Source organism: Hirschia sp. (assembly GCF_058892565.1).
This window is the reverse complement of sequence record NZ_JBZXVU010000008.1, coordinates 212,325-231,764: the sequence shown is the minus strand read 5'-3', so window position 1 is coordinate 231,764 and position 19,440 is coordinate 212,325. Positions and strand designations below refer to the sequence as shown.

Annotated in this window: 19 protein-coding genes and 1 other RNA gene; 5 read left to right on the top strand and 15 right to left on the bottom strand. The window is 45.2% G+C overall.

Annotated features, from left to right (window positions below; translation table 11 throughout):
* Window positions 1-47: 47 nt before the first annotated feature.
* Both AC5EF3_RS03890 and miaA read right to left on the bottom strand, forming a co-directional pair.
* A complete protein-coding gene (locus AC5EF3_RS03890; protein ID WP_493547090.1) occupies window positions 48-1,829 on the bottom strand; it encodes an acetolactate synthase 3 large subunit in 1,782 nt (593 codons plus the stop codon).
* Between the two features lie 198 nt (window positions 1,830-2,027).
* Window positions 2,028-2,972 (bottom strand): tRNA (adenosine(37)-N6)-dimethylallyltransferase MiaA, encoded by a 945-nt coding sequence (gene miaA, locus AC5EF3_RS03885; RefSeq protein WP_493547089.1) that lies wholly within the window; start codon window positions 2,970-2,972, stop codon window positions 2,028-2,030.
* A gap of 58 nt (window positions 2,973-3,030) precedes the next feature.
* Here miaA and serB point away from each other — a divergent pair, with 58 nt between their 5' ends.
* Window positions 3,031-3,918, top strand: coding sequence for a phosphoserine phosphatase SerB (gene serB / locus AC5EF3_RS03880; RefSeq protein ID WP_493547088.1), 888 nt, complete (start codon window positions 3,031-3,033; stop codon window positions 3,916-3,918).
* Between the two features lie 55 nt (window positions 3,919-3,973).
* On the opposite strand, the gene AC5EF3_RS03875 is transcribed toward serB, so the two are convergent.
* From AC5EF3_RS03875 to hflK, 4 genes are all read right to left on the bottom strand, one after another.
* Window positions 3,974-4,288, bottom strand: coding sequence for a winged helix-turn-helix transcriptional regulator (locus tag AC5EF3_RS03875; RefSeq protein WP_015826316.1), 315 nt, complete (start codon window positions 4,286-4,288; stop codon window positions 3,974-3,976).
* 164 nt (window positions 4,289-4,452) lie between these two features.
* Window positions 4,453-5,922 (bottom strand): Do family serine endopeptidase, encoded by a 1,470-nt coding sequence (locus AC5EF3_RS03870; RefSeq protein ID WP_493547087.1) that lies wholly within the window; start codon window positions 5,920-5,922, stop codon window positions 4,453-4,455.
* A 205-nt stretch (window positions 5,923-6,127) separates the two neighbouring features.
* Complete coding sequence (hflC, locus tag AC5EF3_RS03865; RefSeq protein WP_015826314.1) at window positions 6,128-7,075, bottom strand: protease modulator HflC; 948 nt, start codon at window positions 7,073-7,075, stop codon at window positions 6,128-6,130.
* A 2-nt stretch (window positions 7,076-7,077) separates the two neighbouring features.
* A complete protein-coding gene (gene hflK, locus AC5EF3_RS03860; protein ID WP_015826313.1) occupies window positions 7,078-8,178 on the bottom strand; it encodes an FtsH protease activity modulator HflK in 1,101 nt (366 codons plus the stop codon).
* A gap of 78 nt (window positions 8,179-8,256) precedes the next feature.
* On the opposite strand from hflK, the gene AC5EF3_RS03855 reads away from it, so the two are divergent.
* Window positions 8,257-9,450 (top strand): Mrp/NBP35 family ATP-binding protein, encoded by a 1,194-nt coding sequence (locus tag AC5EF3_RS03855; protein ID WP_493547086.1) that lies wholly within the window; start codon window positions 8,257-8,259, stop codon window positions 9,448-9,450.
* Between the two features lie 201 nt (window positions 9,451-9,651).
* Complete coding sequence (locus AC5EF3_RS03850) at window positions 9,652-10,494, top strand: hypothetical protein (RefSeq protein WP_015826311.1); 843 nt, start codon at window positions 9,652-9,654, stop codon at window positions 10,492-10,494.
* 15 nt (window positions 10,495-10,509) lie between these two features.
* On the opposite strand, the gene AC5EF3_RS03845 is transcribed toward AC5EF3_RS03850, so the two are convergent.
* Window positions 10,510-11,757 (bottom strand): DUF4189 domain-containing protein, encoded by a 1,248-nt coding sequence (locus AC5EF3_RS03845; RefSeq protein WP_493547085.1) that lies wholly within the window; start codon window positions 11,755-11,757, stop codon window positions 10,510-10,512.
* Window positions 11,758-11,857: 100 nt separating this feature from the next.
* Complete coding sequence (locus tag AC5EF3_RS03840) at window positions 11,858-12,406, bottom strand: dihydrofolate reductase (protein ID WP_493547084.1); 549 nt, start codon at window positions 12,404-12,406, stop codon at window positions 11,858-11,860.
* A gap of 142 nt (window positions 12,407-12,548) precedes the next feature.
* Between AC5EF3_RS03840 and AC5EF3_RS03835 the strand changes: the two genes are divergently transcribed.
* On the top strand, window positions 12,549-13,193 hold the full coding sequence (locus AC5EF3_RS03835; protein WP_015826308.1) for a VUT family protein: 645 nt from the start codon (window positions 12,549-12,551) through the stop codon (window positions 13,191-13,193).
* 62 nt (window positions 13,194-13,255) lie between these two features.
* On the opposite strand, the gene AC5EF3_RS03830 is transcribed toward AC5EF3_RS03835, so the two are convergent.
* The 5 genes from AC5EF3_RS03830 to AC5EF3_RS03810 all read right to left on the bottom strand — a co-directional run bounded on the left by AC5EF3_RS03830 (window position 13,256) and on the right by AC5EF3_RS03810 (window position 16,663).
* A complete protein-coding gene (locus AC5EF3_RS03830; protein ID WP_015826307.1) occupies window positions 13,256-13,669 on the bottom strand; it encodes a hypothetical protein in 414 nt (137 codons plus the stop codon).
* A 269-nt stretch (window positions 13,670-13,938) separates the two neighbouring features.
* The gene (locus AC5EF3_RS03825; protein WP_015826306.1) at window positions 13,939-14,733 is read right to left on the bottom strand and encodes a thymidylate synthase; all 795 of its coding nucleotides are present in this window, start codon (window positions 14,731-14,733) and stop codon (window positions 13,939-13,941) included.
* A 147-nt stretch (window positions 14,734-14,880) separates the two neighbouring features.
* Window positions 14,881-15,594 carry a dienelactone hydrolase family protein gene (locus tag AC5EF3_RS03820; protein ID WP_015826305.1) on the bottom strand — a complete coding sequence of 238 codons (714 nt, stop codon included), beginning with the start codon at window positions 15,592-15,594 and terminating at the stop codon, window positions 14,881-14,883.
* Window positions 15,591-16,277, bottom strand: coding sequence for a GNAT family N-acetyltransferase (locus tag AC5EF3_RS03815; protein WP_493547083.1), 687 nt, complete (start codon window positions 16,275-16,277; stop codon window positions 15,591-15,593). Before AC5EF3_RS03815 ends, AC5EF3_RS03820 begins: the two co-directional genes overlap by 4 nt.
* A gap of 188 nt (window positions 16,278-16,465) precedes the next feature.
* Window positions 16,466-16,663 (bottom strand): hypothetical protein, encoded by a 198-nt coding sequence (locus tag AC5EF3_RS03810; RefSeq protein WP_015826303.1) that lies wholly within the window; start codon window positions 16,661-16,663, stop codon window positions 16,466-16,468.
* Between the two features lie 381 nt (window positions 16,664-17,044).
* On the opposite strand from AC5EF3_RS03810, the gene ssrA reads away from it, so the two are divergent.
* Window positions 17,045-17,401, top strand: a transfer-messenger RNA (tmRNA) gene (gene ssrA, locus AC5EF3_RS03805).
* A gap of 91 nt (window positions 17,402-17,492) precedes the next feature.
* Here ssrA and AC5EF3_RS03800 read toward each other — a convergent pair.
* Window positions 17,493-17,744 (bottom strand): DUF2061 domain-containing protein, encoded by a 252-nt coding sequence (locus AC5EF3_RS03800; RefSeq protein WP_493547082.1) that lies wholly within the window; start codon window positions 17,742-17,744, stop codon window positions 17,493-17,495.
* A gap of 152 nt (window positions 17,745-17,896) precedes the next feature.
* A complete protein-coding gene (locus tag AC5EF3_RS03795; RefSeq protein ID WP_493547081.1) occupies window positions 17,897-19,255 on the bottom strand; it encodes a glycoside hydrolase family 140 protein in 1,359 nt (452 codons plus the stop codon).
* Window positions 19,256-19,440: the final 185 nt, after the last annotated feature.

Genomic DNA, 19,440 nt, shown 5'->3' with positions numbered 1-19,440 from the left:
GCTTCAATTTCTGCATCAGTCATGTTCGTAACTCCTTCAGCCATGCCCTAAACAAGCTGCTTTCCAGCTTCATCAATCTCATCACCTGTTATATCGGACAGGATCATTTCATTGTGTGCGGCACCCGATGGGATCATTGGCAAACAATTTTCTGCTTTTTCAACCATACAATCAAAAATCACAGGTCCGTCATGGTTGATCATTTCAAGAAGTGCATCATCAAGCTTTGTTGGATCGCTACACTTTATTCCATGCCCACCAAGAGCTTCTGCCAACTTCACAAAATCCGGCAATGTTTCAGAATAAGAACTAGAGTATCGTTCACCATGCAATAATTGCTGCCACTGCCGAACCATGCCCATCCATTCATTATTTAGAATAAAGATTTTCACCGGCAATTTATGCTGAATAGCAGTAGAAAATTCTTGCATACACATCTGGATAGAAGCTTCACCAGCGATATCAACCACAAGCGCACCCGGATGTGCTTTTTGCACACCTACAGCCGCCGGCAATCCATAGCCCATAGTCCCGAGTCCACCAGAAGTCATCCAATGATTTGGTTCTGCGAATTTAAAATGTTGCGCAGCCCACATTTGATGCTGACCAACTTCAGTCGTGATATAAACGTCATCACGCTCTTTTGTTAGTTCATATAACCGCTCAATTGCGTATTGCGGTTTGATTACTTCATCAGATTTTGGATAAGAAAAAGACTGACGTGCTTTCCATTCATTAATCTGGCTCCACCATGCTTTTAGAGAAGGCGTTCTTTTCTTATTCTCCCGCCAACCTTCAAGCAACGCGCTCAATGCTCTTTCACAATCCCCGACAACAGGCACATCAACACGCACAACCTTGTTTATGGATGATGGGTCTATATCAATATGGATTTTTTTAGAATTTGGAGAAAATGCATCCAAACGCCCCGTTACACGGTCATCAAAACGCGCACCGACACAAATCATCACATCACAATCATGCATCGCATTATTGGCTTCATAAGATCCGTGCATTCCCAACATACCAAGGAATTTTTCGTCTTCACCCGGATACGCACCAAGCCCCATCAATGTAGAAGTGATAGGAAAACCTGTTTCAGCCACTAATTCACGCAAAACTTTAGAGGCTTTTGGCCCGGAATTGATAACCCCACCACCAGTATAGAAAATTGGCTTAGATGCAGTTTTCATTAGTTCTAAAGCTTGCTCGATACGCTTTTCTTTAGGCTCTGTACGCGGTTGATATGTACGGTGTTCTACAGCTTCAGGTCCACAATATTCTCCCGATGCAAACTGAACATCCTTAGGAATATCAATAACAACGGGGCCCGGACGCCCACTTGTCGCAACATAAAATGCCTCATGCATAATACGCGCAAGATCATTCACGTCTTTAACAAGATAATTATGCTTACAACATGCCCGCGTCACACCAACTGTGTCACACTCTTGGAATGCATCTGTTCCAATAAGGTGAGTTGGAACTTGTCCCGTAAGAACAACCATGGGGATAGAATCAAGCATTGCGTCTGCAATCGGTGTCACCATATTGGTTGCACCTGGTCCAGACGTTACAAGCGCAACACCACACTTGCCCGTTGAACGCGCATATCCTTCCGCAGCATGGCCTGCCCCTTGCTCATGACGCACTAAGACATGCTCGACAGCATTTTGATTATAAATTGCATCATAAATTGGAAGTACTGCACCACCAGGATAACCAAATATCGTATCAACGCCCTGCTCTTTCAGAGCGCGCAACACCATCTCTGCACCCGTCAAAGTTATCGGAGCATTTGATTTCGAGTTTTTATTTTTTGGAGCCATGGGGTCTCTCCGGAATCTATTTATAAAAGTATGATCGACTGGGGCAACGCGAAACTACGAAAAAGGGCTCCATGTTGGAGCCCCAATTTCAAAAACCCGACATCCCCTTCCGCGTTAAGCGAGGGATGCCGGGCTAATAACGAGTAGTACGATAGATGCGTTGAGCATGATCTTTCCCAAAAAACTGTGAGAATGGCTTTAGCCCCTCAAAACTCTTTCGTCAATCTCACTATGAATAGAACATATCACCTTTTTGCGAACTTCCAGACTATTTGAAGGAATACGCGCCCAAAACGGAAATTGATGGGCTATCCATGTAAACTGCCTTTTAGCGTAACGGCGAGTATCTCGTTTTCCTCGCTCAATAGAGTCTTCCAAACGAATTGCCCCATCAAAATAATCACAAAAACCGGGCATTCCATGCGCTCGCATGATTGGTAAATCCTTGGAAAGACCCCGTTCGTACAGAATTCGGGCTTCATCTGGCGCGCCAGTTTCCAGCATTTTATCGTAACGCGCATTAATACGCGCATATAATTCTGCGCGTATCGGCGTTAGCGCAAAACCGACCCATTCGTTTTGTTTTAAAAATGGCGGCTCAGGAGTTTGAAACGAGGTAATTGACCTACCTGTATGGTAATACACTTCAAGCGCGCGAGTTAGCCTTTGAATATCTAACGGCCGAATGCGCATTGCAGCCTCTGGATCAACCAAAGCAAGCACCTCATGCGCAGCTTCTCGATCTTCTTCAACTTGATCCAATGCTTTGCGTTTTACACTTTCAGGGACATCTGGCACCTTAGAAAGGCCGTGCACAAGCGCTGACAGATACAGTCCTGTCCCACCAGCGAGAATAGGCACTTTTCCGCGCGCCCGAATATCTTCAATGCGCTCACATGCGTCTTTAAGCCATAATCCCGTAGAATAACGCTGAGAACCATCAACATGACCAAACATGTGATGAGGTGCTTGTGCAATCTCTTCTATTGAAGGTCTTGCAGACAAAACCGATAGGTCCTTATACACCTGCATAGCATCAGCATTGATGATTTCACCATCCAACTCTTTTGCAAGTGCGATAGATAAATCTGTTTTTCCGCTTGCAGTTGGCCCGTGGATCAGTATTGCTGGCGCGGTTCGCACTATGAGCTTATCCTTTTTAAGCTTACCGCCCACTTCTAACTATAAGGGTACGGGTTTTATGAAACTTGTTATCGCCGCAAAAAAATCCGACAATTTGTCTTCTGCAATAGACCGTATTCTAGAAGGCGCACATGGTGCTATTGGTGACATTACCGACCTTGGCGGCGAAACATGGAATTGCAAAGAACGCAGCATAGAACAAGATGCATGGGAAGAGCTAGCCGAAGATGTCGCTATCCAACTAAAAGATAGCCGTGGTGAATTTGCTTTCGTTCCCGAAGAAAACCGCAAGAAAAAACTACTCATATCCGACATGGACTCCACAATTATCGGTCAGGAATGTATTGATGAACTTGCAGACTTTGCTGGCAAAAAAGACGAAGTTTCTGAAATAACAGAACGTGCGATGCGTGGTGAACTGGATTTTGAAGGCGCATTGAAAACACGCGTTGAAATGCTCAAAGGCCTATCAGTGTCAGTTCTCGAAGATTGTTTTAAAGAACGTATCACCTTAAATGAAGGCGCACGCACTGTTGTCAAAACAATGGAAGCATATGGCGCACGCTGTGTACTCGTCTCTGGCGGTTTCACATTTTTCACTTCCAAAGTTCAAGAACTAGCTGGCTTTCACCACAACCGCGCCAACACACTCATAATTGAAAACAATCTCATGACTGGTGAAGTCGGCATGCCAATCCTTGGTCGCGAAGCAAAACTAATTGCACTGAATGAGGAAGCAGCTATTGCGGGCGTTACTGCTGCTAATGCTTTAGCCATGGGAGATGGCGCAAACGATTTAGCGATGATTGAAGCAGCAGGCATGGGCCTCGCCTATTGCGCCAAGCCTGTTGTTTCTGCTCAGGCAGACGTGGCCATCAAAGGCAAAAGCCTAATCCCCGCTCTATTCTTTCAAGGTTATCACGAATCTGAATTCGTCACTGACTAATTTAAGCGCGCATTACGGTTCCAAACGAGTTAGCCGCTGGTTTGGAAGTATTTATCTATTTGGCTTCACTGCCCCAAACCTGCATTGCCCTCAAAACAGGCTCCAACTTCTTACCTTTTTCGGTGAGTACATATTCTGCCCTCGGGGGATGCTTCTCATAATATCGCCGCTCCAATACCCCATGGTCTTCAAATAATTTCAACCGATTTGAAAGTGTATTCGGCGCAATACCTTTGAGAGTGTCCTGAAGGTCTTGAAAACGTCGCGTTCCATGTAAGACAAACTCTCTAATAATCTCAGAAGACCAGCGTGACCCTAAAATAACAGCAGCACGAGAAACCGGGCATGAAGGAAGTTTGAATTTTGTCATACATCAAACATAACTTGGTTTACTTCCAGAACAAGAAGTGACCGCATAAAATCTAATGGCTGGATAAATTTCACCAATAAAAAACCTTAGATTTTATAAAAATTTTTGTCGCGAGGCTTCTTAGCTTTTTCACGCTTCATTTCTCTATGCGCATTGTAATGAAATTAGCTGTCCTGCCGAGTCCGGATAGATCTAAATGTGGTGTCTCCATCGCGATAAAATTGAAGCAAGACAGGTTCACCCCGCGCTGCCACAATTTCAGCTTCAGCAATCGCTTCATCTGGTGTGCGGACTGTCAAAAAATTGACCTCTACGATCACATCACCTTTTGATAACTTGCCAATGGCATCCGAACCAGGCTCAACGCGCACAACCACCACCCCCTCAACTGAGGCAGGAATACGATAGCGGCGACGATCTTCATCTGAAATGACAGATAATTCTACGCCCAATAAATTCGAAAATGATGGTGCACCGGAATAATCTACTGGCTCATCAGAACGGACATCAGATTCCATAAGATCCAACGTCACGACAATTTCTGTTTCTTTCTTTTTGCGAAGCACCGACATTGCAACTCCCTCACCAATAGGCGCACTTGCAACAATGCTAGATAAATCTCTTGTTTCTTTAATTTCTTGTCCGTGGAACGCGTAAATCAAATCTCCGATTTCAAGTCCAGCACGTGAGGCCGGACTATTCTCTGTCACATGCGTTACAATCGCGCCAACGGCTCGTTTGCGCCCGTAACTGCGCGCTAATTCAGGCGTAACGCCTTGAACACGCACCCCCAGCCAACCACGCTCTACAAAGCCCTTGTCTTTGAGTTGCTGCACGATTTGTGTTGTGAGATTTGACGGTACAGAAAAGCCAACCCCCACAGACCCTCCGCCACCGCTAGGAGAATAAATTGCCGTATTCACGCCAATGACTTCACCATTTAAATTAAACAATGGTCCACCAGAGTTTCCTTTATTAATGGCAGCATCCGTTTGTATAAAATCATCATATTGACCAGCATTGATATTACGATCACGCGCGGAGACGATACCCGCAGTCACGGTGCCACCCAGCCCAAACGGGTTCCCAATCGCAACAACCCAATCGCCCACCAATGCTGAATCAGAATCGCCAAAATCCACAGAGATGAGAGGCGCTTCTGGAACAACTTTTAGCAAAGCCAAGTCCGTAGCAGCATCTCGTCCAACGAGTTCAGCCGCAAGAATAGTCCCATCTGATAAAACAACATCAATCTCGTCAGCTGATTCAATCACGTGATTATTGGTAACAACATAACCTTCAACATCAATAATAAAGCCAGAGCCAAGTGAAGACACCCGTTTCAGACCATCACCATCGCGATTGAAAAACTCATTAAACTCTTCAAGCGGCGAATCCTCACCAAATGCCCCTATGCCAGAGCCAGCGCTCATCGTCTGACGAGTTGAGATATTCACAACTGACGGCATAAGGCGTGCTGCCAGCTTTGAAAAACTGTCAGGCGCATTTTGTGGAGCTTGAGCAGGTGTTTCAATGGCAGTTTGAGCAGCAGCAACACTGAAACAACCCAAAACAAGACCTACGCACAATGTCAGTGCGACACTCCAACTAGCTTGCAAGTGTGATTGTCTCATTTCTTGTTTCCTCAATTCCTGCATGAATCGACTTACGCTTTAGTTTATACAAACTCAATTCTCTGTAGCAAATTTATCCAACTAAAATGCAAAACAGGCTTCATCACAATAAAAAGCCGCGCCAACCATCTATGGCTGACACGGCAAAATAATGGCAAAGCCAAACTCTCAATTTATTCTGATCAATCAACCAGAAACCAAAAAGTTAGTTTCCACCGTCTTTGTTAGCGAAATAACCAAAGAAATCGCTATCAGGTGACAACACCATTGGAGTGCCAGCTTTTACACCGTTTTTATAGGCATCCATTGAACGGTAGAAAGAAAAGAATTCAGGATCCAAATTATATGCATTAGCGTAAATAGCGTTACGTTGTGCATCTCCATCACCTTTGATCTTTTCACTTTCTTCATTTGCTTTTGCAAGAAGAACAGTCGCATTTTTATCTGCTTCCGCACGGATTCTCAAAGCTTGCTCTTCACCTTCGGCGCGGATCTCTGCAGCTTGCTGCTGACGTTCTGTCTGCATTCTCACAAACACACGCTCAGAGTTGGCGCGTGGCAAATCTGCACGTGTGATACGCACATCAACAATTTCAATACCGTATTTTTCAGCACCATCATTTAAGATGTCACGGATAGACATCATCAATTCAGCACGCTGTCCGGAAATAATATCAGGTGTTTCAACTTCACCCAAAACTTTACGAAGCGCACCAATCATAATGCCGTTCAACTGAGCGCGCGCACCGCGTTCATTGTTTGCAGATCGGAAAAACTGCAATGGATCAACAATTTTCCAACGCGCAAACGCATCAACATTCAAACGTTCTTGATCAGCCGCAATGATTTCAAGAGCGGGCAAGTCAAAGCCGAGATTCTTTTTATCAAAAATGGCGACATTCTGAACGAATGGAACTTTAAAATGCAGACCTGCTTCTGAATTCTCTTTGTTAAGATTATCATATTCAGGAACGCCAGCTTCGCCCTCTTCAACTGATACAATTGGCGTTGGCGCATTGATAACACTTTGTGCTTCACCAAACTGGATCAAAATGGCCTGTTCATCCACACGCACAATGTAAAACGAATTAAACGCGACTATTGCTGCCAAACCGACAAGAATAAGCGCAAATGGTCCTAATATTTTAGCCATTCTTATTTCTCCCCACGACGAAGTTGATCAAGCGGAAGATACGGAACTGCGCCAGCATCATTGTCCAGAATGATTGTCTCTGAACGACCAAGCACTTCTTCCATAGTTTCAAGATACATACGTTCACGCGTTACACGCGGTGCTTTACGATATTCTTCAAATACAAGACGGAAACGTTCTGCCTCACCGGTAGCTGCTGCAATCACTTTTGAGCGATACGCATCTGCCTCTTGAAGAATTTTTTCTGCCTCACCACGCGCCCTTGGTACAACATTGTTGGCGTAAGCTGTCGCTTGGTTGATCGTAGATACTTTATCTTGAGCTGCGTTGTTCACATCAAGGAATGCATCATTCACAACGGCAGGCGGTTGAGATTTATCAAGCTGAACGACTGTAATCTCGATACCAGCACCATAACTATCTAAAGTGCTCTGAATAAGCTCACGCGTAGACGTTTGCACTTCATCACGACCTTTTGAAATAATACTTTGGAAATCCATTTTACCAACAACTTCACGCATGGAGCTTTCAGCAATAGATTTCAGTGTATTTTCCGGACCGTTCACATTGAACAAGAAATCTTGTGGGTTATTCACCTTCCAGTGAACCACAAAATCAATATCCACAATGTTTTCATCACCTGTCAGCATTTGGCCTTCAGAAGCACCCGTACCGATGTGAAGTTTCTGAATTTCGTTCACAAGTACGATTTCATGTGTTTCGATTGGGTCAGGGAAACGAACATGGAAACCCGGTCCACGTGTCGAGTGGAACTCACCAAAGCGCAGAACTACTGCCTGCTCTTGTTCATTCACCTGAAACACACCAGTGGCTAACCAACCGATAAGACCCACGACAGCAAACATAGCAAAGCCAGCGCCGCTGAAACCGCCGCCACCTTTTGAACCTTTGCCACCACGTCCACCGCCGCCCTTGCGACGATTTGCAAATTTCTCTTGCATCTTTTTTAGACTATCCTCTAGGTCTGGTCCTTGTTGGCCATTATCGCCCGGACGCCCCCAAGGACTTTTATCATCACCGCCAGATCCTTTAGGACCATCGCCCCACGGACCTTTGCCGCCCTTATTATCGTTCCAAGGCATTTACGCCACTCCTTTCGGATTTAAAAGTCTACACTATATCAACTATCTAATATCGTTTAACTTTGGAAAGCTTCAACCGTGACAAACACGAATTCTGACCTCAAACAGGCTGTTCTTGACGTTCTTGACGTAATTATTCACCCAGATACAGCAAAAAGCCTCGTTAAGTCCCAAAGAGTTCAAGGTCTTTCCATACAAAATGGGGGCCAAGTGGGCTTCATTATCGAAATTGATGGAGGCCCATCTCCTCAAGCTGATTCTCTCCAAAAAACTATTGAAGAGGCCGTAAGTCAGATTAATGGCGTTTCTAAGGTCACAGTCGTCATGACTTCACATTCAGAAATGCCGCAATCTCGTCCCTCGTCTCAGCCAGCTATGGCTCCCGGTGCCACTCATCGGATGCAAAAAGGTGACGGTACGGCGACTAAAGATGCCAAACGTCCCGCAAAAGCCAGTTCGACACCTGCAGAACGCACAAGCCTTCCCGGCGTGAATGCAATGATCGCCATTGCAAGTGCCAAAGGCGGCGTTGGCAAATCTTCAGTCACTGCAAATCTCGCTGTCGCCTGCGCGCAACTGGGCCTCAAAGTCGGCATTCTCGATACAGATGTTTATGGCCCTTCTATTCCCACAATGTTTGGATCCAGCGAAATAGAGCCGCAACAAAACAAAGAAGGTAAGCTCATTCCGATTGAAGCACATGGCATCAAAACCATGTCGATTGGCTATCTGGCAGACACGGATGCACCAATGATTTGGCGCGGTCCAGTTGTTGTTTCAGCAATCAACCAAATGATGAAAGATGTAGAATGGGGCAATCTGGATATTTTGTTTGTCGATACACCGCCCGGAACAGGTGATATCCAACTATCACTCGCCCAACGCGCACCGCTTACGGGTGCGGTCATTGTTTCTACACCGCAAGAAATCGCGCTCGCCGATGTTCGTCGAGGCGTCGCAATGTTCCACAAAACGCATACACCCGTTCTTGGTATCATTGAAAACATGGCTTGGTTTGATGATCCAGTCAGCAATAACCGTACTTATATCTTTGGTGAGGGCGGCGCAAAGAAAACAGCTGAAGCGCTAGACATTCCATTTTTGGGAGAACTTCCAATAGTGCCTAAAATACGCAAAGATGCAGATAATGGCACACCTGCTGTTCTAACAAATGGCCCAGTTCAAGACAGCTTTCGCCTAATAGCCGAACAGATAATCGCCTCATTAGATGCGCCTCAAGGCAAGGCTCCACCACGCATAATTTTCGAGTAAATTTTTAGCAAATTTTACCTACCGCAAGAAAACCAAGAAATTACATATAGAACAGCTACTTTCTTACAATTTGTTGCTCCTCCCCTATTTATTTTAACCTTTTTTTAGGGTTTCCTAGACGCATGGCCTCCTCATTGCAGGGAGCACCAGTCTAGCAGAAAGCTATGTGCGTTTTCTTATCGTCTTGACGGAGCTTTATCTATGTCCTTCTCATATCCTATCCGCGGTGTTTTCTGGCCGCAGGATGAATTTGGACGCGTCCTAAATATTGCGGTCAAGCGAGAAGAGCTTTCTCCGCTCTGGTCAAACCTAAGCGAAAGCGCCGTTGATTATGCGCATGAACGCTTTGAGCAAGATCTACACAGCGTTTACCTTACTGGTCCAGCAGCACGCAACCGCCCTGGTGGTGGTTCAATTTTTATCGTCCTCCACAAAAACGCAAAAAGTTCAAATGCGCCTAGTTGGTGTGTATCTGCTGCTGAAGCTTTACGACGTGATCACAATTGTAAATTTGGACTAAATATTCACGTTCTCAAATGGCATCAGGTTTTCTCGCCTATGGGACGTTATTCACAAGCAAAATTCCGTTTGAGTGTAAATTCAGTGTGTGTGGGCGGACGTCCCGTCACGCGCTTGATCACGCCCCAGTGCGTGAACGAAGCTGTCGCAAACCCTATGCTTGTCACGTTTGAAAACAGGCTCAAACAAGCAAAACAAAAAACACTCACCTCAGACAGTCGCCGCATTATTCGTTCAGTTTCAGCCAATGTCGGACACGCCATTGTATCTGCAGGCTATGCAAGCGTGATAGCAGCAGAACAAACCTACACTGAGGATCTGGATATTCGCCGCGATATCTTTTCACTGTATCACCCAGAGCGCGCAGAAGACATTCAACGCGCATATGATATGTCCGCGCTTCCTTCTTATGATCCAGTTCAAGTACGTTCATTCATCAATGAAGCAAGTGAATGGGTTTTGCCGCTCGTAGATGAATGGTTAAACACCAATAATCCCAAACGTGTGGAATTGCTTTCAGTCTAGTTTGGAGAACTCCTACTACTGATCAAAAGCGCAAAACTCGGTATGGACTCGACAAGCATTCCCGATGCCGCGCTTTTGATTGCAATCACGCACAGCATTTACCCGTGCAGCAACTGGATCTTGGGCACTGGCAACTGCCCAATAACGCCAATCAAAAGCAGACCCAGAATTGCCAACCTCCTCTTTCGCCATTGCGTAGACAAAACACCCATTAAACGGCTCCACCGACACACAAGCCCCAGATGTGGCGCTACAATTTTTTTGCGCTAACAGTAAAGCATCATTCCTTGTGTCTTGTCCTTTACTCAAGCCAATACTGCCATTTTCAGAACGAGAAAAACCGCCCCATAACTGACTAAAGCGCGGTAAATTCTCAATGTCGCAATTTGGATAGAGCGCATCACGCCCAGCAACATCATCATTAGACAAGCCGCGCTTCCATATCCCCGGTGCCTGCACATTTCTGCGCACCATAGCGGCACTTCCCGCAACTTTTATCGAGGGTTTCAACCCCTCTGTAGAGGCCATGCAATTTATGGGTATTTCATTATAGGGAATGTCATCACTATCAATATTTAGAGATGGTCGCTCTGTGGGGTGGCCTAACCCTAAAGCATGGCCAACTTCATGCAAAATAAGTGTTGGAAAATGCACACAGCTAGGATGCGTTTTCTCCAAATTCTCATCAACATAAAAACAACGCTCTTTATTGACCCGCACATCGGCGCTTTCAATTCGATCTTTTACATCTGTTGACCGCACCCCATTGGCAAGCGTGACATAATTGGTCGGTCGGTCATAAAAAATCGTATAGCCATTCATCAGTGCATTTCGAAAATTTGGAAATTCCAATGCACTAGAAGCATAAAAATCTATTTCAGCGCCCTGATCAGTTTCACCAAACACAGCAAGCGGGAAACTTGGTTTAATTTGACCTGTCACATCTGTGAATTTTAAAACCGGATGCCCTGAAGACCAGCGATCCAAAGCTTGTGCAATAACATTTTTAGCTTGGTCACAATTTGTATCATCAACAAAATTCAGCTCACATATGCTGACATCGACAGAATATTCCAAACCACCGCCCAACCCGCGCTGCTGCGTCTCTACAAGAGACCCATCGGTCATTGCCCAGCGAGAAGCACGTCTTAAATCCTCAATCGGATTACCTGTTGATTTACGTGGCCCCTCCACAACAAAAGCTGCAGCTGATTGCACGATTAGCAATCCCGCAAGTATGCTTGTAGCAAAAAAACGGACCATATTTTCTCTTTTACAAAACCGCTAATCACACTCAAACTAGCGCTATAAAACTGAAACGCAGATGAACACTTTCAACTCGCTTAATTGTTAAAGCTTCCGTTTATACAGGTTTGCGTACTAATTTGCGCATCACAAATGCATGATCATTATCTTCATCGGCAGCATGATTAGTTTCTTCAACACATGTCCAAACGTCATCATCTATCTCTGGAAAGAAAGTATCGCCTTCTGGCTCTGTATTGACTTCAGTCACATAGAGCACGTCGACATTATCAAATGCTGCAGTATAGATCGCTCCACCGCCGATAATCATAACCTCTTCAACATCGGTTTGATCTGCGATTGCACGCCCCGCCGCAATGGCAACACCAAGACTTGGGAATACGCGCGCACCTTGAGCATCAAAATCATGTCGACGAGACACCACAAGATTTGCCCGCCCTTTTAAAGGCTTAAAAGGTAAACTCTCCCACGTTTTGCGTCCCATAATAACCGGCTTACCGAGTGTGACGGATTTAAAAAACTTCAAATCCCCCTTCAAACGCCAGGGTAAATCACCATCCACACCGATGACGCCATTTTTTGCACGCGCCACAATCATAGCGAGTTTAGGCAGATGAAGTGATGTATTGGAATTTTTAGAAGACACTATTTTTCTCTTTTGTTGGGGAATTTCCATTCCCTAGCCGATCGCCAATATATTATTGCCAACCTGACTTAACAGCACGCAAAGAATACATAATAAAGGATAACCTACAGCCTCTTTAGTATTTTGCCCAAAGGCCGACAATATGGAATCCACACCAAATTCAGATTTCAGCCTTTTAAATGCATTTGTGGATGCAATTGCGTATCGCTCAAGTGAACATCTTCCCATTGTATTATGTGGATATGTGCTGACCGGTATTATTCTATGGCTGCTCAACGGGCGCGCTTGGGCTTTTCTCTATGTCGCGATAATTCCCTTTGTAAATTGGAGTTTTGGCTGGGCACCCAATATCGCACTCCCTTTTGCACCTGAATTTGGATTTAATCCTGTCACCATCGTCACTGGGCTAGTGCTTGTAGTGAGAGATTTCACCCAGCAGGAAATGAAGCACAAAGTTTTGCTTGCTATGCTCATAGGCGTGGGTTGGTCTTTTTATTATGCCAGCCCTGAGATTGCCTTGGCATCCGCCGCAGCATTCGCAATCGCGGAATTGGTTGATTGGGCTTTATTTACATTCACAAAATTCAGGCTCTCAACGCGCATCATGCTGTCCAGCGCAATAGCCGCCCCAATAGACACAACAGTTTTCTTATTGGGTGCAAAATTTCTAACATTCCCCAATTGGATAATGTCCATCATTGGAAAACTCTTTGGCGCTGCTGTCGTTTCAGGTATTGTCCGCTCTCGTGAAACACCACCTGCAAAGCCGACATCAAGCTTAACATAAAAAAAGGGTGGCCCATTTGGCACCACCCTTTTTCTAATCTCAAGAGACTAAGTCAGAAAAGCCTAGTGGCCGTCTGTGTGCTCTTCAACTTCAGCTTCTGCAGCATCTTCTAGCTCTGATGCTTTATCAGCTGCATCGCTTTTCATGCCGTCCAAAGCAGAAGCTGCTTTGTCTTTAGCTTCGCCAACCATTTCACCAGCTTTTTCAGCAGCACCTTCAACAGCGTCACCAGCATCGGAAGCTAGTTCTGAAGCGCCTTCAACTGTTGCATCAACAGCGTCGCCTGTTGCTGCTGCAGCGTCTGAAGCAGCTTCACCCACAGCATCTGCTGCATCACCAGCAGCGTCGACAGTTGCATCAACTGCTTCACCAGCAGCTTCAGCAGCACCATTTGCAGCTTCTTCAGCTTTTTGACAAGCAGACAAGCCAAGAACAGCAGCAGCTGATACGAGTAGCAATTTAGATTTCATGTTCATCGGTATAGACCCCCTTCGGTCAATCAAGTGTTTTAGGAACCCCCAAAAACAATTCGGCTCCTTCGCACGAATAATAGTTTCGGCCCTGTTTTTAAGAAAAAATCAACCCTTTATTACATTTTAACTTTTGTCAGCTTCACGCCAAACAAACTGCTATTGCACATATTTTTGTACAATCAGATGCGCGAATTACTATTCAACAAAAAGTATATTTATTTGTTTTATATAGCTTTTTTACAAAAACAAACACAAATAAAAATGATAGGAGTTTAAACTGCAATGGGAGCTTTTATCGTAGGGTGAGCTTCGTATCCATGGAGGGTGAAATCTTCGTAATCCCAGCCAAAAAGGTCAGTTTTATCAGGGTTTAGTGTCATTATAGGGAGCTGCTTCGTATCACGAGTCAGTTGTAATTTCGCCTGCTCAATGTGATTCATATACAGATGAGCATCACCAAAGGAATGCACAAATTCACCGGCCTCAAGACCCGTTGCCCGCGCCATCATCATCGTAAGCAAGGCATAGGAAGCAATATTGAAAGGCACTCCAAGAAAGACATCCGCTGATCTTTGGTACAACTGACAACTCAATTTTCCATCCGCAACAAAAAATTGGAACAGACAATGACAAGGCGGCAAAGCCATATCATTCACATCAGCGGGATTCCACGCAGATACAATTAAGCGACGTGAATTTGGGTTGGTTTTAATCTCGTTCAATACCCAAGAAATCTGATCAATCACACGCCCATCCGGTGCGGCCCACGAACGCCATTGCTTTCCATAAACCGGCCCAAGATCCCCATTTTCATCAGCCCATTCATCCCAGATAGAAACTTTGTTGTCCGTAAGGTATTTGATATTTGTATCACCCTTCAGGAACCAAAGAAGCTCAATAATAATGGATCGAAGATGTAATTTTTTCGTGGTTAAGATTGGAAATGTCTCGGACAGATCAAACCGCATCTGACGCCCGAAAACACCCTTGGTTCCCGTTCCAGTCCGGTCTCCCCGCTCAACACCATTGTCTAAAACATCTTGAAGCAAATCGAGGTATTGGCGCATTGAGGTACTTTCAGCTCACATCTTAACAGGCAAAATTCAGTAAGAATCAGTTATTTTAAATTCAGTCTATGCTCCATAGCAGAAACTATACAGCCACCCACATTTATTGGTGCACTTTAAGAACATCAACCATAAAACTCGATAAAATTAACCAAATACGTCGCCAAGTAATTGGGTAGCCGCTAGCCATGCCCGTTTTTCAGCAATGGGAGAGTATTGAAGGCCATTTTCCGGCGCATTTGCTTTGGGATTCATGAATGAATGCATCGTTTGGCCATATGCATGTATTTGCCAATCGCACCGAGCGCGCGTTAATTCCTCTCCGAGCGTCAAAACGCTCTCAGGATTTGCTTTAGGATCGTCATATCCGTGCAATGCAAGAACGCTCGCTTTAATTTCATTTTCTGGCAGGCCATTGGGTATAAACAAGCCATGAAAACTAATCGCCGCTTTAATATCCTCGCCCGCGCGGGCAAGATCTAGAGCACACAGACCACCAAAGCAAAAACCAAGAATACTCATTTTGTCGGCTTCAACTTCTTCAAACTCTCGCGCAGCTCCCAAAGTTGCCAATAAACGCCGCTTCAATTTTGCCCGGTCTTCCATAAACGGATTCATCAATGCTGCATTTTCATCTGCATTTTTCCCAGACCGCCCTTCGCCATACACATCAATTGCAAACCCGACATAACCAAGCTTAGCCAACTCAATCGCTTTATCTTCGCTAAACTGAGTACGCCCTCGCCAATCCGGAGCGACTAACACGCAAGGTCGTTTGCCTGCTTGATCATCCCATGCCAGCAAGCCTATGCAATTTGTATCTCCATCGCGATATTCTACTTGTTTGGATTGGATGCTCATGACTTATCTCGTTCCTGAATAATACAATCATAGAGTTTGGATTTTTGTTGGCCATTCTGATCAAAATTGTCTGGTGAGAACCAGACTTCAAACCCTTTTTTCGTCGCGGGCCATTCTGTGTCGATGAGAGAGAACCAAGCCGTATCTCTGTTCTTGCCAAATCGAACCATGTGATTACGAAATATGCCCTCAAACTTCATTCCAAAGCGCTCAGCCGCAGCCCAGGACGGCGCGTTCAAGCTATCGCATTTCCACTCAAATCTGCGATACCCCAGATCTTCAAATACATATTTTGCCATTAGATAGAAAGCTTCGGTCGATTTGGGGCTGCGTGCCATTAAAGGCGACCAGTGAACATAGCCCATTTCCACACTTCCATTTGCTGTATCAATGCGCAGGAATGCCTGTTTCCCTATCGCCTTGCCTGTTGCCGGATCTATAACAGCGTAAAATTCATCAACGGAATTATGTTCACAACGATCAATCCATTTTTGGAACCCATCAAATGTCTCGCCGCCTTCCACCTTTAAAAAGTGCGCGCGTTCTCTTTCATCTAGCGTCGCAAGGGTCTCAAACAAGCCTTTTGCATGTTTCTTAGAGCTAAGCTTGTCCAAACGCACAAAGCGTCCTTCGATTGCCGCAATATCCGGCCTCTTTCTTGGAGACCAATCCTCAATGACCATAATTTCCTCGGAGTCTAGCAACCCATTCCTAAACAGAAGCTCACCACACCACAGCTTTTCTTGCTAGGGGAAACAATGTGTCCATATCAATAAAAAACGTGACAACAGCAGAGCCAACAGCAGGCAAGAAACCGCTGACTCGCTATCGTCACGTTACATTTACAAATCTAAATCTGGTTGTCGGCGCTTTAATTCGCGCGGGATAAATCTACTTTTCCACTTCGCTTAGGCACAACACCACTTGCAAAGCTTCCTCCTTCCGCGTGGAGATAGTCATCAACCGCTTGATTGGCTTGGCCTTCATCAAGGCCAGAACGCTCAACGAGCCGGCGTGCAAGCGCATTCGTCTCGGTCTCATCCGTTCGTGTCTTAGAATATCTGTTCATGCGTGTTCCTCCATTTTTAGCAACAACACACCCGGCGCCCCGATTATTATTTATTGCACACCTGCATCCACCAAAGGAAAACAGCAATTCCTTCAACGATATAGGCTAGCAATTGGGGCGTCCCGCTATGCTGGTAAAAAGAACCTTACTATAGAATCAGTAATTTGGGAAATCATGTTAGCTATTCATTCAGAAAACAAATTTCCCCAATGAACAGATCGTACAAATTCCACTATTGTAACAATTCATCATTTAAGTGCTTTAAGATCTAGTTTCTGGATACTTCAAAACATCCCCAAATATGCTTATCACTTCTTATATTACTGATATTTCAGGTAAAAACCGTTTTTTTAGCGGCTTTTCGGATTTTTATCACCTTCAGCGCTTTTCCTGTTAAGCATTCGCGCCTATATTAGATCTGTTCTTCGGAACTATAACGATAAACCCTTGTGTAATAAACGGCTCGGACCCGGGGGCGGTACCCGGCGGCTCCACCATATTAACCAGCTCATTTGGCTGTTGGATTTGGGGCCGAAATAGGATCGACGGACGTGTAAAGACTTGTATTTCGTTCGAATGGGCCCCGTTAGAAGCCCAATCGCAAATAGTTGCAAATGACAACTTTGCTGAAGGTGAGCTTCTCGCAGCGTAAGCTGTGCGAACAAACCGCATAAACTCCTAGGGACTTTTAGCACTCTAGGCGGGGTTCGGAAGCACCTGGCAACAGAAGCTTCCACTTATCTTCATTGCCAGATAGAATCCAATTCAGAGGCTCTTGCGCTTCCTCTTTTTCGTTTAAAACGAACAAGCTTTATTTGCTCTTCCCTCTTCACACAAATCCCGCATGTTTATGTATATGTTGATCTATCTGAGAGACGGATTCATCGACAGCACCGTCCAAACCGCCAGTCCGCTTCCAAATACGCTCATGTATTGTATAAGCAAAAGTCTGCACAAATGGCTCGATCACACCTACGCTTAATGCAATTCGCCAATCTTGAGTCAGCGCAAAGGCAACAGCGATAGCAACAGTAAAATGCATCACCCCATAAGATATAGTCTTTAGAACAGCGCGATTCATAACCAACTCCCGTTAACTGCCATATGGCAAAAGAACCAATTCTAACCATTTAGTGAGAATGATTCTCATTACTAGGGGTGGGCGATTATTTTTTGTAAAGAGCTCGCACCCGCTGATTGCCAGATTTTCGGCAACCAGCGAGATCACAAATTTTATTCTTTAGGACTTGCTTCTAACAATAAGACCCAATCTTCCCCTTTCCCTGAGGTAGGTGGAACAAATGATTGAATACCGTGACTTTGCTCGTTGCGAAACTCATAAGACACGCCATAGCGCGGATCAAACCAAACTTGCTTATGCATAGCTGAGCTTAGATTGTTGAGACCTAAAGTCAGCGCCTCTCCACGCGGCGAATACGCAATAATACGCGCCCCATCTTCACTCCGGGCGGCACGTATTTTACCAGCCCCATGCACAGGACCATCTAGAATCAAAGACTGATCTGGAACAAGCGTTTCAAAGTGGTGCTCTTCCATAAAGCGGCGCATATATCCCATTTGACGCGCTCCCGGATGCTCAATGGCCTCTGACCATGGGATATTTGCCCCAATCGCAGGTTCGTGTTTGGGCGACCACATTTGCCAAACATTATTGTTTCCATATGTATGCCCTGCAGCCCCTGCCAATACAGACCACCAAGCCGCTTGCCTCGCATCATCATCATTGAACCTTATACGGGGATCATGGCCTTTATTGTAAAACCCGACAGGAATACCTTCATAGCGCGGCTCACCATCAAGAGTCGGTTTAACGACATCCAGCGACCGATCATATTCAGCGTATAAGCCGGTGTCATGATTTGGTGCCGCATGGGATGATTGGTTCATATAAAAATCAAGCCATTCAGCATCTTTAAACTGCACGGATGATTGCCCCGGTCCACGCGGATGAAAAGTGATAAGATGTTTGCCCTTATCTCCAGCCCCTAACCCCATTGCCATCGCTTCAATGTTTGCACGCTCAGCGTCAGACCGTGCATTGGAATCGCCGCCCAATATCCAGATAACATCATTTTCCTGATAGCGTGTACCTAGAAACTTTCCAAATGTCTTAGCATTCTCTGGCGTAAAGATAAGCCTGTCCCCATCGCGCCAATAATGCCCCCATGATGGAAGCATCCCGACGGTCATGCCCAATGAATTGGCTTTCTCCACGACATAATCAACGTGCTTAAAATAAGCTTCATTTGGTTGAGCTAGATCTAAATCGGTCAGCGGCATATCACCGTTTGCATTTGGTGTGTAAATGCCGTTCAGCTCGGATAGAACAACCGCTTGGATAACAGTGAATCCTTTTTCTGCACGATCGGTTAAATACTGATCCACTTCGTCTTTGTTTAAGCGATGAAAAATGGCCCAAGCTGTGTCTCCCATATAAAAGAACGGCTCCCCCGTCTCTCGCTGCAGATATCGCCCATTATCAGACACCTCGAGCTGATTTTGTGCATATGCCGCGACAAAGGGTGCCCCACTTAAAATAGTGCAAGCAATTAGTGCCGATAGTATTTTCACAGATTCTTCCTCCCAATCTATTTTAATCAAAACTGGCGACTGGCAATAAAATCGGACCATCACATAGCCTCTTTATATTTATGCCCGCACCAGCATCTACTGATCTTTATTTACAAAATTAAGGTAACCGGTGTCATTTCTGTGCGCAACAGGCAAAACGACCCGCTATTTAAATAATCAAATGC